Origin of the sequence: Lapidilactobacillus achengensis, from assembly GCF_003946655.1 — a bacterium.
Classification (GTDB): Bacteria; Bacillota; Bacilli; order Lactobacillales; family Lactobacillaceae; genus Lapidilactobacillus; species Lapidilactobacillus achengensis.
In genome coordinates, this window is sequence record NZ_RHOV01000003.1 from 76,659 (window position 1) to 90,931 (window position 14,273).

Annotated in this window: 15 protein-coding genes; 7 read left to right on the forward strand and 8 right to left on the reverse strand. The window is 49.6% G+C overall.

Going from position 1 to position 14,273, the window contains the following annotated elements; genetic code table 11:
- Positions 1-103 precede the first annotated feature (103 nt).
- From EKM94_RS02860 to EKM94_RS02890, 7 genes are all read right to left on the reverse strand, one after another.
- Positions 104-1,477, reverse strand: a complete 1,374-nt coding sequence (locus tag EKM94_RS02860) for an MATE family efflux transporter (protein ID WP_125597179.1) — start codon at positions 1,475-1,477, stop codon at positions 104-106.
- A 25-nt stretch (positions 1,478-1,502) separates the two neighbouring features.
- A complete protein-coding gene (locus EKM94_RS02865) occupies positions 1,503-2,339 on the reverse strand; it encodes a TPM domain-containing protein (RefSeq protein WP_125597182.1) in 837 nt (278 codons plus the stop codon).
- Between the two features lie 19 nt (positions 2,340-2,358).
- Positions 2,359-2,940 (reverse strand): LemA family protein, encoded by a 582-nt coding sequence (locus EKM94_RS02870; RefSeq protein ID WP_125597185.1) that lies wholly within the window; start codon positions 2,938-2,940, stop codon positions 2,359-2,361.
- Between the two features lie 315 nt (positions 2,941-3,255).
- Complete coding sequence (locus EKM94_RS02875; protein WP_125597188.1) at positions 3,256-4,248, reverse strand: D-2-hydroxyacid dehydrogenase; 993 nt, start codon at positions 4,246-4,248, stop codon at positions 3,256-3,258.
- Positions 4,249-4,302: 54 nt separating this feature from the next.
- On the reverse strand, positions 4,303-5,472 hold the full coding sequence (locus EKM94_RS02880; RefSeq protein WP_125597190.1) for an aminotransferase class I/II-fold pyridoxal phosphate-dependent enzyme: 1,170 nt from the start codon (positions 5,470-5,472) through the stop codon (positions 4,303-4,305).
- 74 nt (positions 5,473-5,546) lie between these two features.
- On the reverse strand, positions 5,547-6,563 hold the full coding sequence (trpS, locus tag EKM94_RS02885) for a tryptophan--tRNA ligase (RefSeq protein WP_125597193.1): 1,017 nt from the start codon (positions 6,561-6,563) through the stop codon (positions 5,547-5,549).
- Between the two features lie 429 nt (positions 6,564-6,992).
- The gene (locus EKM94_RS02890; protein ID WP_125597196.1) at positions 6,993-7,223 is read right to left on the reverse strand and encodes a hypothetical protein; all 231 of its coding nucleotides are present in this window, start codon (positions 7,221-7,223) and stop codon (positions 6,993-6,995) included.
- A gap of 477 nt (positions 7,224-7,700) precedes the next feature.
- Between EKM94_RS02890 and EKM94_RS12755 the strand changes: the two genes are divergently transcribed.
- On the forward strand, positions 7,701-7,835 hold the full coding sequence (locus EKM94_RS12755; RefSeq protein ID WP_263853224.1) for a hypothetical protein: 135 nt from the start codon (positions 7,701-7,703) through the stop codon (positions 7,833-7,835).
- Between the two features lie 196 nt (positions 7,836-8,031).
- Here the strand turns inward: EKM94_RS12755 and EKM94_RS02895 are convergent, their stop codons facing one another.
- Positions 8,032-8,907, reverse strand: coding sequence for a LysR family transcriptional regulator (locus EKM94_RS02895; protein WP_125597199.1), 876 nt, complete (start codon positions 8,905-8,907; stop codon positions 8,032-8,034).
- Positions 8,908-9,031: 124 nt separating this feature from the next.
- Between EKM94_RS02895 and EKM94_RS02900 the strand changes: the two genes are divergently transcribed.
- The 6 genes from EKM94_RS02900 to EKM94_RS02925 all read left to right on the forward strand — a co-directional run bounded on the left by EKM94_RS02900 (position 9,032) and on the right by EKM94_RS02925 (position 14,183).
- The gene (locus EKM94_RS02900; protein WP_125597202.1) at positions 9,032-9,520 is read left to right on the forward strand and encodes an LbetaH domain-containing protein; all 489 of its coding nucleotides are present in this window, start codon (positions 9,032-9,034) and stop codon (positions 9,518-9,520) included.
- Between the two features lie 51 nt (positions 9,521-9,571).
- Complete coding sequence (locus EKM94_RS02905) at positions 9,572-10,306, forward strand: SDR family oxidoreductase (protein WP_125597204.1); 735 nt, start codon at positions 9,572-9,574, stop codon at positions 10,304-10,306.
- A 45-nt stretch (positions 10,307-10,351) separates the two neighbouring features.
- Positions 10,352-11,371: an alpha/beta hydrolase gene (locus EKM94_RS02910; RefSeq protein WP_125597207.1), complete on the forward strand. Its 1,020-nt coding sequence runs from the start codon at positions 10,352-10,354 to the stop codon at positions 11,369-11,371.
- Positions 11,372-11,635: 264 nt separating this feature from the next.
- Positions 11,636-12,937, forward strand: a complete 1,302-nt coding sequence (locus tag EKM94_RS02915; protein WP_125597210.1) for a Y-family DNA polymerase — start codon at positions 11,636-11,638, stop codon at positions 12,935-12,937.
- Entirely contained in the window at positions 12,930-13,289 is a 360-nt protein-coding gene (locus EKM94_RS02920; protein ID WP_125597213.1) for a hypothetical protein, read from the forward strand. The genes EKM94_RS02915 and EKM94_RS02920 overlap by 8 nt, the downstream gene beginning before the upstream one ends.
- Positions 13,290-13,514: 225 nt before the next feature.
- Positions 13,515-14,183 (forward strand): CPBP family glutamic-type intramembrane protease, encoded by a 669-nt coding sequence (locus tag EKM94_RS02925; RefSeq protein WP_125597215.1) that lies wholly within the window; start codon positions 13,515-13,517, stop codon positions 14,181-14,183.
- Positions 14,184-14,273: the final 90 nt, after the last annotated feature.

The following is a 14,273-nucleotide window of genomic DNA, read 5'->3' on the forward strand; positions in this document are numbered from 1 at the left end:
TGGTGTGAAATCATCTTTCGGCACCAAAAATTCTAGACCCAAAAAAAGGACTGTTTTCCCCACTTGCTAAATAATCGGGAAACAGTCCTTTTTAGTTTTAAAATTAAGGTAAGGTTCGGGTCAAATCATTCTGCTGCTCGGGCTCTCGTTCCAAGCTGCGCAAATGCCGCATCGTTCGCACGTACGAACTGATCAGAACCAGGAGCGACCCGATCCAGGCCAGTGGATTTGCCATACTGGCGCCGGCAAAGCCAAATAGGCGAATTAACACTAACCCGGCAAAGGCCCGCATCAGTAACTCCATGATCCCCGCTAAAGTCGGCACCAAACTTTGACCTAGGCCCTGCAAGGTATACCGAACCACGAACAGGATCGCCAGCAGCCAATAGAGACTGCTATTGAAGTGGAAATAAGTTTGCGCCGTGGCGGTTACGACGGGCTGGCCGTTGCCAATGAATAGATTAACTAAGGGGCGGCCGAAGTAAATAATCAGCAAGCCGGTCAAGCCTGAGAAAAGCACCGAAACCAGCAACGTTTGCCGTACCCCTGTCCGAATCCGACCGAATTCACGAGCGCCTAAGTTTTGCGCGGCGAAGGTGGCCATCGTCACCCCAAACGACATGGCTGGCATGGTCGCCAATCCATCGATACGCCCAGCCGCGGTATACGCCGCAACCGCGTTTGAGCCTAAGGTATTCAGCATCAATTGCAAGATCACCTGTCCCAGCGCAATGATTGAAGATTGAAAACCCATTGGCAGGCCTAAGCGTAAATGATCTTTGATCTCTTGTAAGGAGATTTTGAAATCACTCCGATGAATCTGGAGCAACGGAAAACGACGATAAATGTATAACAAACACAAAACGGCCGAAATAAGCTCGGCCAACAGCGTCGCGGAAGACGCGCCCGCGATGCCCCACTTAAAGACCACGATAAACAATAATTCCAAGCCAATGTTGATAACGCAGGCGATCACCAGAAAGACTAACGGTGTGCGGCTATCCCCCATGGCGCGGATCATATTGGCAAACAGGTTGTAAGCGACAATAATAAAGATCCCGGCAAACTGGATCACCAAAAACGTGTAAGAATCATTGATGATATCCGCCGGCGTTTGCATCAGTCGTAGGATCTGTCCACAAAACGTCATACTGATCGCCGACAAAATCGCAGAAAGTCCCGCGCTGATCACGATGCTTGTCGCGAAACTGCGCTTGATCCCCTTGAAATCGCCGGCACCATAGCGGCGAGCGGCAATGATTGCAAAGCCATTGGTCGCTCCTTGCGCGATCCCGATGATCAGAAACGACAAACTCCCAGTCGCCCCTACCGCCGCTAAGGCCTTCACCCCAATCGTGCGCCCAACAATGATCGTATCAGATAAGGTATAGACCTGCTGGAAAATATTACCGATCAGCAGCGGAATCGTGAAGTAGATAATCTGTTTAATCGGTTTGCCTTTTGTTAAATCGTGCAAAATAAATCCCCCTAGAACCCCTTGGCTAAATCGATGCGCCGCCACCGCCTGATGAGCCGCCGCCACCGGAGAACCCACCACCGGAACCGCCGCCAAAACCACCGCCGCCACCGAAGCCGCCACGATTATTATGATTGCCCGAACCGAGTAAGGCCCAAAGCCACCACATACCGCCACCGCCACGACCACCGCGGCCGCCGCCACCCATGAGGAAAATCACCGCGACAACGATCACGATGATCGTCCACAGATGGTCGCTCCAATCGCCGGTAGTGCTTTGTTGCTGGCGCAGTTGTTGGTACTCTTGATTCGTCAGAGTATTCTTGTCTTTTTTAAAATCGTACTTCTTGTCGATCACGGTTGCAACACTATTGAAGACTTGCTGCAAACCTTGATTGATTTGCGCTGGGTCGCTCGACTTCAACTTGCTTTTGGATTTCTGCAAGATCCGACCGGAAAGCGCATCCGTCAATTCACCCTCGAGGCCATAACCAACTTCGATGCGCACATTACGCTGGCCATTATTGACCGCATACAGAATCAGAACGCCGTTATCTTGACTCCTCTGACCTAGACCCCATTTGGTGAACAGGTCCGGCGCGTAGCTGTCAATACTATCGCCATCCGTACTTTTAATGACGGCCAACATGATCTGGGGTCGTTGCGTTGAGGCCGCATAAACCGCATTCTTCTGGGTTACTAATGATTTTGTGGCCGTTGTCAGCACACCAACCTGGTCATAATAATTCTGATCAGGGTTCGCCGGTAGCGCCGCCGCAACTGAGCTAGCCGGTAATAACCAGTAGAACAAGCCCAATAAAACAAGCGTGAATAACCCTGAAAATTTAAACTGTCGCGCCATCTTGCTCCGCGCGCTCACCCTAGTCATCTAAATCAACGACCGGGGCTTTGCTGGCATTCGTATCAGCTTTGAAGTAAGTCTTCTTTTCAAAGCCCATCATTCCCGCCATCAGATTCTTAGGAAAAGTAGCAACTGACTTATTATAAGCTTCTATCGCTTGATTGTAACGCCGTCTTTCTACTGAAATTCGATTTTCTGAACCTTCCAACTGCGTCATCAAAGTTTGCACATTTTCATTGGATTGTAGCTTGGGATAATTCTCGCCAATCACGCTGACCAAGGTGCCAACAGATTGGTCTAATTGGGCGTTAGCCTTGATCTTCTCACTAGTGGTGCTAGCGCTGCCATAAGCTTTCCGCGCTGTGGCGATTTCACTGAAGACCTTATCTTCGTGCTTCATGCTCCCTTTGACCGCGTTGACCAAGTTGGGGATCAAGTCATAACGCCGTTGTAGCACCGTTTCAACTTGGCTCCACTGAGACTCGACCGCCTGTTCAGATTTAACCAGACTGTTGTACATGCCGACCACAATGCCGATCAGCACAACTAGTCCAATCACTAGACCAATTAGCCACCCTTGTTTTGTTTTATTTTTCTTCATTAGATAAATTCCTCTCCGTAATTGAGCAAATCCAGTATTAATGTCATGTATCATATTTTAGCATGTAACTGTAAAAAAGAAAGCGGTTTGCCCGAATAATTAAGGATACTTTAATCCATAAAAAAGCGCCAGCTTACCTTCCAGCCTAACCGTTACGCTTAATTGTAACGGCGTTATGGCGATTTTCAAAAGCCTTAAAGTTGCCGCCTGACGAAACAAAAAAAGCCGAGAACGATTGTGTCCTCGGCTTGGGTATGACCATTTAAAAACAGAGTGCGGAGCGTAACGGATTGACTTCTGTGCTTAGTTAGGTTGTTAGTCCCCACTAACCAAATGCGCGCAAGGCCGGCCTTGGAATAGTAATTCCGCATCATTCAAGGCCGTTTCTACCATGTTCTTCACCGCCTGATCGGTATAGAAGCCAATGTGTGGTGACACGGAAACATTAGGTCGTGCCAGTAGATCGTTGACCGCGGCTAAGTCGTGCTTTTTCCCGCGCAGATCCACGCCGAAAATCCCGGTCTCTGCTTCGATCGTGTCTAAGCCAGCACCCGCAATCGTTCCGGCATCCAAGGCGGCGCGTAACGCCGTTAGATCGACGATCGGTCCCCGGGCGCAATTGATCAACAACGCGGTTGGCTTCATTTGTTTCAACGCGGCCGCGTCAATCATTTTGGTCGTCAATGGGGTCAAATTGGTATGGATCGTCAACACGTCACTTTGCGCTAGCAATTCATCGAAGCTGACATAATCTAGTGTGTCCGCTAGTTCGGGCCGCTGGACGAGATCATGGGCGATCACTCGCGCACCCAGCGCCTTAAAGATCCGCGCGACCGTGCCCCCAATTTTGCCAGCGCCTAAAACGCCCACCGTCAAATTATGGATTTCAAAGGCTTCTAGGCCACCCCAAGAGAAGTCCCCTTGGACCATGCGCATTTGAGTTTCTTTCAAATGACGCAACAATAACATGGTGTGCGTCAAAGCCTCTTCCGCGACGCTACGAGGGGAATAAGCTGGGACATTGGTGACTTGGATCTGGTTGGCTTGAGCGCTGGCGAAATCAATAATATCGTAGCCCGTAATTCGCAGGGCGATGATTTTGATTCCTTGCGCCGCTAATTGTCGGTATACAGGCGCAGTGATCGCACCATGTTGCGCCGGCACCACCGCGTCACATTTGACCGCTAATTTGACCGTGGTTTCGTTTAAAGGTTCAGTGGTGGTTCGAATCACGGCATGGTGTGCATTGGCCCATTGTTCAATGGCGGCTTGTTCGTCAGGTCGAACAGAATACATTTGAATTTTCATAGGATTACTCGCTCCTTGTAAGTTGATTTCGAGGCTGTGATTTAGAGCAAACACTCAATTAGCCGCGACAAAGGCCGCTAACCGTTGGCAAGCCGTTTCCAGCTTAGTCATACTGGCGGCATAGCTGATCCGCAAGTATCCTTCTCCCGCCGGAAAGGCTGAACCCGGAATGACGGCCACTTGCGCTTCTTTCGCCAAGCGATAAGCAAAGGCCAAGCTATCATGACCGAAACGTTCTGGTATCCGCGCGAACACATAAAAGGCTCCCGCCGGTTTAGCCGTCGTAAAGCCCAATTCGTTCAATTGCTGAACCAAATAATCCCGCCGTGACTGATATTCGACCTGCATTTTCAACCCGTCGTCGGGGCCAGCTTGCAAGGCTTCCAGCGCCGCTTCTTGCGCCATTGTCGCCGCCGCGGTGGCCGTCAATTGATGGACCAAGCCAACTTTGGCGATGACCGCCGCTGGACCGGCCACATATCCGATGCGCCAGCCCGTCATGGCATGCGACTTAGAAACGCCGTTGATCAACAAGGTCTGATCTGGCAAGAGTTCACCCAGTGAAACATGGGGCGCGCCATACGTCAATTCACTATAGATCTCATCACTGATCACGAAAATATCATACTGCCGCAAAATTGCGACGAAAGCCTCTAATTCGGCGCGCCGGTAAGTAACGCCCGTGGGATTCGTCGGATAGTTCAAAACAATTGCCTTGACCTTATCCCGATGTGCCGCCAAGGTCGCCGCCAACTTCTCTGGTGTCAACACGAAATTATCCACACTCGTATCGATATACACCGGTGTGGCGCCATTCAGTTTAATGATCGGTAAATATTGAGGAAATGTCGGAATGGGGACGATCACTTCATCACCAGGGTTCAAAATCGCGGTCAACGACGCATAAATAGCACCGGATGCACCAATCGTGGTAATGATCTGAGTCTCCGGATCATAATGCGCCCGATATTTATTCGCCAGAAAAGCCGCGATGGCCTGACGCAAGGCGGGTAACCCCGGTGACTGCGTATAATGGCTATGATCGGCAGCAATACTGGCCTCCCCAGCTTTTTTGACATGGTCGGGGGTGTTGAAATCCGGTTCTCCCAGGGTCAGTTTCACGATTCCAGGAATCTGGGAAATGTCTTTATCAAATTGCAGAATCGCTGACGCTTCCACGTTAGCCAACTCGTTTTTCATTAATGACGCTAATTCTTTTGCCATAACTTGACCTCTTTAAACTTCAGAATGTGCCTTAATGCTGAAAGGACCTCTGTTAACCTGCCGAACCTGTTGCTTTATTTAAAATAGTTTAACCCGATCGCTTCACGAACCTCTTGCAAAGTGCGTTCGGCGACTTCATTGGCCTGGGCGCTACCTTGCTTGAGCATGTCGTAAACCGCTGGAATATCTTGGGCATATTGCTCCCGGCGCTGCCGAATTGGTCCTAAGACCGTTTCCAAGACCTCATTCAAGTAACGCTTGATCTTCACATCGCCTAACCCGCCATGTTGATACTCCGCCTTAAGCTCCGCCACTTTCGTCTTATCCGGATCGAAAACATCCAAATAAGTAAAGACCATATTGCCTTCGATTTGACCGGGATCACTCACATGAATATGGTTAGGATCCGTGTACATTGACATCACCTTCTGCCGCAATTCATCGGCGGTATCAGCCAAATAAATCGCATTATCCAGCGATTTACTCATTTTGGCGTTGCCGTCCAACCCTGGCAAACGTCCCTGACCTTTAGGCGGGAAATAACCTTGAGGCTCAACTAATACATCCGTTTGATACGTGGTATTGAATGTCCGCACAAGTTCCCGCGCCTGTTCCATCATCGGTTCTTGATCATCGCCGACTGGCACTGTATCCGCCTTGAACGCCGTAATATCAGCGGTTTGACTAACCGGATAAACCAAGAAGCCAGCAGGGATCGATTGGCCGAACGCTTTTTGCTTGATCTCGGTCTTGACCGTCGGATTACGTTCAAGCCGCGCCACACTAACCAAGTCCAAATAATACATCGTCAATTCATTCAAAGCCGGAATCTGCGACTGCACCAAAATCGTTGACTTCGCCGGATCCAACCCCACCGCTAAATAATCCAAGGCCACTTGGATCAAACTATTCCGGATCTTCTCTGGATTACGGGCGTTGTCCGTTAAAGCCTGAACATCCGCGATCATGACATAGGTTTGATACTCACCTGAATTTTGCAGGGCGACCCGATTTTTGAGTGACCCAAGATAATGTCCGATATGTAATTTACCTGTCGGCCGATCTGCGGTCAGAATAACTTTCTTTGCCATTTGAAAACCTCCAATTATTAATGTGCGCTGGACCTATTGCCTCGATGTTGCCATGGAAAACCTATCATGATGATATAGAAAAAGACCGTCCTATTCCAATTACAATAGGACGATCTTCCGCGGTGCCACCTAAATTATCCTCGTCAGCAACCGCTAACTCAGGATCAACTCGATTGAATTAAGGCTTCAACCACCGTCAGGACTTGCGCCGCTGACTACGTTAGAATCCATTCACTGATACGCGACAATGGTAATCTCAGCATGCTACCACTCTCTGTTTGTCGCGCCACGTCAGTTACTACTTTCTAGACCGAATCGGCATGATATTAAGGTTATCATAGCCAGCCACTTGTTAAAAGTCAAGAGCAAAAGCGAAAAACTGGGGATTGGGCCCTACGGCGGGATGGTAAAGTAGCTAGGCGGAAGACGCTAGGTTAGCGAACACGTTTCAATGTTGGCCGCGGCTTGCGCTGCGAAATTCGGGGTGAGCTCGCTGTGGGCGTCACTTTGAGCTTCGCAAAAACCGCGAATCTCAAAGCTGAGCCTTATTCTAAGCGGCAAAGCCGCTAAGAATAACGACACGGCGATCTCACCCCGAATTTCTCCGCTCCAGCCGCTCAACGTTATAGCAGTCGTTTGAGCACTCACGCCAATTGGCAAGCTATCGCCAATTGATGGGGATCCACGCAGTTGACGGCCGTGGTTAGTGGTTACAATCCTTGAATTGGTGACACCAGTACAGTTTGTTTGATGAACAGGCCTGATTCTCAGTGAATCAACTGAATCAGCCGATTTCTAACCATGAATCGTTCGGGAAACGAGTAAAAATGTTCAACCTACGCAAAGTGTCTCGACCTCCTAATCCGAATCAGTTGGTGTTTCCGTACCACCCCAAAAATGGGCAATTGTTTTGACCTCTAGCTCGCAAAACCACTTCGTCAGATACCCAACTTCGATTGCAGATAGGCGCAATTCTGTTCAGCAACCGGCTGGGACTGCGCGGCTCTAGCAAGAGTGAGAGCCGACCTGGTCAGCTTCTGAGCATTAGCCTAGCAACTATTTTGGAGGCTGGTTTGTGCCTCCGGAATAGTTGCGTAGCTAAGCGGAAGAAGCTAGGTCGGCGAACACGTTTCAGTGGTGAAATTGTCCTTGGCGGCTTTGCCGCTTAGGACAAGGCCTGATTTTGAGACAAGCCGCGATCTTTGCGGATTGGCTCAAAACAGCGCCCACCACGTTCGAAACAGAGTGCGAACCAACCCGGTCAGCTCCTGAGCATTAGCCTAGCAATTGTTTTGGAAGCCGCACTTCGCTTCCAGAACAATTGCGTAGCTAAGCGCAGGGAGCTGGGTCGGTGAGCACGTTTCCAGTCCGCATCAGCAGTCCCAGCCGGTTGCGCTCACGCGCAACACCCACCCACACCCGCAATCAAGCGCAGGTTCAAGAATAAGAACCACTAATCCCGGCCAACTCAAGCCAACGTTGCTTGAAGCCGCTCCACAAACAACTGCGCCACTTTAGACTGAACGGTGTTTTTCTTCCAGATCACAGTAATTGGTTCGGTTAGCTGTGGCGTTAAAGGACGAAAGACCAATTCGCTATGGGCCGAGGTATCGATCAGATGATCGAAGGTCAGTAAATAAGCGCCGCTATTGCGCACCAGTAATTGCGCGTTGAAGACCAAGGTGAAGGTGCCCAGAATCTGCATCTGTGGGCCTAGATTTCCCCACCAACTTTGAAAGCGACGGGCGTTTACCGCTTGTTCGGAGAGCACTAAGGGATACTGACACAAATCTTGCGGACGAATTTCTGCTCGTTGCGCCAACGAATCTGTTCGGCGCATGACCACGCCCCACTGATCACGTTCCGGGAGCTGTAGATAATGATATTGTTCCAGTGGTCGTTCGCCCATGATCACGGCAAAGTCAAGCACCCCTTTGGATAATTGCGCTTCGGTATCTGCGGCATTACCACTGCGCAAATGGATCTTCACATCAGGATAATCTTGCGTCAACTGGCTGAGGACCCGCATGATCCGCTGCATGCCTAGACTTTCACCGGCGCCAATGGTTAATTCGCCGCTAATAACTTGGTCGGCGCGAAGATTGACCATTGTTTTATCCGCTAATCCGACTAACTCCACCGCACGCGCTTGGAGATACTCGCCAGCCGAAGTGAGTGTGATCTGGCGATGTCCGCGAATGAATAAGGTGGTTCCCAATTCTTTTTCCAAATCGGCCAATTGCTTCGATAAAGCCGGTTGCGAGATCAAGAGCTGCCGCGCGGCATGGGTAATATTCCGTGTTTGCGCCACGGCCAAGAAATAACGTAAAACGCGTAGTTCCATTAACAACGCCTCCTAGATATAACAAAAAGTTATTTATAACGATATTTTATAAGTATTTTACATTGAAATCAAGTCCCCTTATACTGAATTTGTTCAGTTGATCCAGCAAGGGCAGGTGAAAATATTGGCAGTATCAGAAAGCAATCTTGATGACCGACTGATCGCGCAAAATCAGCGTTTATTGCAACATTTAAATTACGATTATGCTTGTCCCGGCGAGATCCGGCAGTTACTAGGTGAGATCCTTGGTCACCCGTTAGATCCCACTAGTCAGATCCGGCTACCATTTTATACAGAATATGGGCGCCATCTCAAACTAGGACGCTGTCTACTGATCGAGCAGAATGTGACCTTGGCCGACCAGGATCTGATCACCATCGAAAGCCATGTCGAGATCGGCGCGGGCGCCATGTTATTGACCACCGGCTACCAGATGGATCCCCAGGGACAACCCCAACGCTGGTCAGCGCCAATCACCATTAAACGAGGGACCAAAATCGGCAACCGTGTGATCGTCCAGCCCGGCGTCACGATCGGTGCCAATTCGATCATCATGGCTGGCGCAATCGTTAGCCACAACATCCCCGCAAATTCAGTGGTAACAAGCAACTGACTATCTGCGATCAACTCAGCGGCATAGCAAGTCAAGAAAGGATCGAAAAAAATGAATTTGAAAAATAAAGTTGTGATTATTACCGGAGCCTCCAGTGGTATCGGTGCCGCCACAACGCGGCTATTAGCTCAGCAACATGCCAAACTCGTGATCGGGGCTCGCCGTCGCGATCGTCTGGAGCAACTTAAGGCCGAATTTCCCCAAGAACAGATTTTGATCCAACCAACAGATGTGACAAATTTTGCCGAAATCCAAAGCCTAGTTGACTTGGCCGTCAGCAACTTTGGCCAAGTCGACGCTCTCTACAATAACGCCGGGGTCATGCCAGTCAATCCTTTGATCAACGGCGCCCGTGCGGAATGGCAACAGATTCTAGATGTGAACGTGATGGGCGTTTTGAATGGCATCGCCGCCGTTTTACCGATCATGGTCAAACAGGGGTTTGGGCATATTTTAGCAACTGATTCCGTTGCCGGCCACGTGGTCTTTCCTAACTACGCCGTTTACAATGGCTCCAAATTCGCGGTGCGCGCCATCATGGAAGGCCTCCGCCAAGAACAACATCAGAATCACATTCGGACAACGATCATTTCCCCAGGGGCGGTCAATACTGAACTTTACAAATCCGTCCGTAATCCCGAATATCAGCAAGCAGAAATCTCAACCGAAAATGAGATTGGCATCGATCCTAACGCCATCGCCCAGGCCGTGGTCTTTGCCCTCACGCAACCAGCCAACGTTGACTTGAACGAGCTGATCATTCGTCCAATCGAACAAACCGTCTAATTAGTCAAGCTTCCTCCCTGCCAAACAAATAAAGGAGTCCCACCCATGAGTAAATTAGCGAACGATACCCGCGTTTTCAAAATAAATCCCCAAATCGACGTCCAGAATGTGCGTTTCAATAATCGCTATGGCTTCAATTTAGCTGGGCATTTATATTTGCCCTTACATTTTGACGAGCGCCAAACTTACGCCGCCATCGTGATTTCTGGTCCCTTTGGCGCGGTCAAAGAACAATCAAGTGGCTTGTATGCTCAAACGCTGGCCGAAAACGGCTTCGTTACACTGGCTTTTGATCAGTCAACGACGGGCGAGAGTTCTGGTTCGATTCGTAATGTCGCTTCACCCGACATTTTCGTTGAGGATTTCTCAGCGGCCGTCGACTTCATCGGGCTTCAACATTTCGTTGACCGCGAACGGATCGGCGCCTTAGGGATTTGCGGACTGGGCAGCCATGTCCTCACCGCCACCTCTGTGGACGTGCGGATCAAAGCCGTCGCCACCTCTGTTATGTACGACATGGCCGATTCCATGTGGGCCGGTTTGAATCATAGCAAGACAGCCAAACAACGCGCGATCGAAAAGCAATTGCTAGCTGAGCAACGCTGGCGCGACGCCGAAAAGGGGCAACCGGCTCCAGGCCTCCACGAGTTACCCTTCACCGCTGATGATCAGCCCATTGAGGCGGATAAACTGTTCTCAGAAGAACTACCAGCTGATGCCGACCCAGTCACAACCGAGTTCTTCAATTATTATCGCGGCCGCGCTTTCCATCCCCGCTCAATCAATTCCGCCGCCGCTTGGACAGCTACCACCCCGCTCAGCTACTATAATTTCCCGCTACAGGCCCACATCGAGCAAATCTCGCCGCGCCCAGTGCTAATCGTCACTGGGGAGAAGGCCCACTCCCGGTACATGGCTGAGGAATCTTATCAACGTCTAGCAGATCCTAAAGAATTAGTCATTGTCCCCGGCGCCACACATACCGATCTATATGATCAAAGCGATTTGATTCCTTTCGCTAAATTCACCGCCTTTTTCACGGAAAACCTCGCCGCCGACAAATAATCGTCCCTGGCAACTCGCTAAAAATCATCACTCTTTGGTGGTGATTTTTTGGTTTTGCCGCGTTTGTTTGAGTCACTTGCGCTGGCTTTGCAGGCGCAAGTGACTCAACCGATCCGTTCCCCATCAATTCAAAAATAGCAAGCGACTGCTTCTAATCCTATCGAATCCATCATTGACAATATCGGTACTTGCAAAATCTGCCAAAAAGGTGTAATTTGGAGTTATTAAAGCAAACATATGTTCGTATATTTTGGAGGCCATCTCATGTTCGATTATCAGCAGGAGCCTGTCCGCACGATCATGATGATCGATAGCAAGTCATTTTACGCCAGCGTGGAGAGTGTGGAGCGCGGGCTCAATCCGCTTAAATCAATTCTAGTTGTTGTTTCTCAAGCACCCAATACTGGCGGCGGTGGCTTAGTGCTGGCCGCTTCGCCAATGGCCAAGAAGTTATATGGGATCAGCAATGTTTCACGCTACTACGAATTGCCCGATGATCCGCGGTTATTAAAGGTGCCGCCACGAATGAATCTCTATATTAAGAAGAATTTGGAAATCAACGCCATTTTTCAAAAATATGCGGCGCGTGAAGACATCCATGTTTACTCGATTGACGAATCGATGCTGGATTTGACCCAGTCTTGGCGACTTTACGGGCGCAGTCCGCAAGAAACCGCCCGCAAGATCCAACAAGAGATTCGCGCTAAAGTCGGCGTTTATACCACGGTTGGAATTGGCGACAACCCGCTTTTGGCGAAATTGGCCATGGACATTGAAGCCAAGCATAGTCACTCGCTAATGGCGACTTGGCACTATCAAACGGTGCCAGATACGATCTGGCAGATTCAAAACTTAACTGATGTTTGGGGAATCGGTGAACGGACCGCAATTCGGTTAGGCAAGCTGGGAATCACCAACATGTATCAACTAGCGCACACGGATCCCTACGCCCTTCAAGCCAATATGGGGGTCATTGGGGCGCAGCTTTTCGCCACCGCTTGGGGGATCGATCGGAGTATCATCGCTCAGAAGTACCACCCCATCAGCAAAAGTTATGGCAATTCGCAGGTGCTACCGCGCAACTACAATCAAGCCGCCGATATTGAGGTCGTCCTCCGGGAGATCGCTGAACAAGTTGGAGCGCGTATCCGCAAGCGGCACTTGCAAACTGGCTTAGTCACGATCGCGCTGGGTCAAGCGCAGAAGTCGACGAAAACCGGGCGTTCTTTCTCCTCCCATCAGGCGAAAATAACCCCAACTAATTTAAACGCCGAACTGACTCAAGTCGTGCTGGGACTATTTCGCGCTCACTGGAACGGGGCGCCTTTGCGCAATCTCAGCGTCAGTTATGGCGCGTTGCGTGCCGATCGCAGTCAACAACTGAATTTCTTCGAAACGACGCAAACACAGGTGCAACGACGCCGACGGGATTTTGTGGTCGATCAATTACGGCAACGTTATGGCTTTAAAACAATCGTCAAGGCCAGTAGTTTAATGCAAGGCGGCACCGCGATCCAGCGCGCTGGCTTAGTCGGCGGTCATAACGGCGGCAACAGTTATGAGTGAGGATTTTGACCGCACGGTGACCAGTTTCTTCAAGCAGTATCAGGACCGCGGTATGCTAAAGTGGGCCGGCTTTTATTTAAGTGACCATACCCAACAGCTGGAAAAAGAGGCGCACTTAGCCACGAAAATCGTCAGCCAACAAGCGCAGCAATCACGCCAAGAATTAACGGAGTTGCTCTTGGCCGCCTTCAATCAACATTTGACTGTGACGCTGCAACTTAATACGATTCGGCTGAACGACGACAAGGTCGAAGAAATCAGCGGCAACGTGACCGGCTTTACAGAAGCTGGCGTGCTGATCAACGGCCATGAATTCCTGATCGATGATTTACGCCATATTCAAACTACCTAAGGAACACCTCGCCGCTCAGCGCATCGCCCCCCACAAGCAGCCCGCCTAGCCTATTTCGACAGTTCGACAACCTGATGCTGCTGCCATTGTGCCACCAGCCAACCGGCCCCAATAAACGTGGTCAAAATCTTTGTTCTTCATTAATTATGGTGGTAAGTGTCGCATTCTGACGCTGACTATTGTATGATTTTAGGTGATAACAATTAAGTTGGGGATGGGTAAACAATGAAAAGTCCAGCATCACGATTAGGCAACAGTGTCCGCTTCATTATCTTCTTTGCTTTAGCAATCGTTACCACTTGGCTTCGCAACATGACCTTTGACCAAAATAAAATATCCGGGCTTTTTGGACTACTTTTCTTTAGCATCGCGGCTTTGACGCTACTCTTTTTTATTCGTCAATTCAACTTGGAGAAGCGCTACTTTTCCGATCGACTCAATTCATTAAGTGACGTTTTCAACAATGCCTTTGGCTTCGTGATCGTGATGTTTCTAGCGGTAGGTGGGCTTACTTTACTGATTGCCTGGCTTCAAGTTGATGGTAAACTCCCAGTGTTCAGTCAAGAAGCAACGGGCTTCGAGGTGGTTGACATGGGTTTCTGGCTGAATATTCTCATGAGTGGGATTTTGATGCCAATCGTCAATCAATATTTGGTTAGCGGCTTTTTCTTCAATTATTTTTTCCGGGTTGAGAGTCACCTGAATATCGTTTTAGGTATGCTACTCAGTGGTCTCTTATTCGCCTTATTGCAATTTCAACCTTGGTTCATGCCCGCTTTCCTTCAAGCCTCCTTTGGCTGGCTTTTCGCCCTAAGTTACCTGCGCACCAACAATCTCACCGTCCCGATTTTCTTAAATATTTTCAGTGCGATCTTATTCATTGTCTTAGGCTAAGTTGATCCCCTGAAATTCGCTTGAAAAGTTACAGCTACTAAAAAAACCATCTCATAGGAGGTGGTTTTTTTAGTAGAAAAATTCATAAAT

Excerpts from the sequence above, each read along its gene's own strand:
- EKM94_RS02865 (WP_125597182.1), bottom strand. The coding sequence starts at position 2,339 with ATGGCGCGACAGTTTAAATTTTCAGGGTTATTCACGCTTGTTTTATTG.
- EKM94_RS02870 (WP_125597185.1), bottom strand. The coding sequence starts at position 2,940 with ATGAAGAAAAATAAAACAAAACAAGGGTGGCTAATTGGTCTAGTGATT.
- EKM94_RS02875 (WP_125597188.1), bottom strand. The coding sequence starts at position 4,248 with ATGAAAATTCAAATGTATTCTGTTCGACCTGACGAACAAGCCGCCATT.
- EKM94_RS02880 (WP_125597190.1), bottom strand. The coding sequence starts at position 5,472 with ATGGCAAAAGAATTAGCGTCATTAATGAAAAACGAGTTGGCTAACGTG.
- trpS (WP_125597193.1), bottom strand. The coding sequence starts at position 6,563 with ATGGCAAAGAAAGTTATTCTGACCGCAGATCGGCCGACAGGTAAATTA.
- EKM94_RS02895 (WP_125597199.1), bottom strand. The coding sequence starts at position 8,907 with ATGGAACTACGCGTTTTACGTTATTTCTTGGCCGTGGCGCAAACACGG.
- EKM94_RS02905 (WP_125597204.1), top strand. The coding sequence starts at position 9,572 with ATGAATTTGAAAAATAAAGTTGTGATTATTACCGGAGCCTCCAGTGGT.
- EKM94_RS02910 (WP_125597207.1), top strand. The coding sequence starts at position 10,352 with ATGAGTAAATTAGCGAACGATACCCGCGTTTTCAAAATAAATCCCCAA.
- EKM94_RS02915 (WP_125597210.1), top strand. The coding sequence starts at position 11,636 with ATGTTCGATTATCAGCAGGAGCCTGTCCGCACGATCATGATGATCGAT.
- EKM94_RS02920 (WP_125597213.1), top strand. The coding sequence starts at position 12,930 with ATGAGTGAGGATTTTGACCGCACGGTGACCAGTTTCTTCAAGCAGTAT.
- EKM94_RS02925 (WP_125597215.1), top strand. The coding sequence starts at position 13,515 with ATGAAAAGTCCAGCATCACGATTAGGCAACAGTGTCCGCTTCATTATC.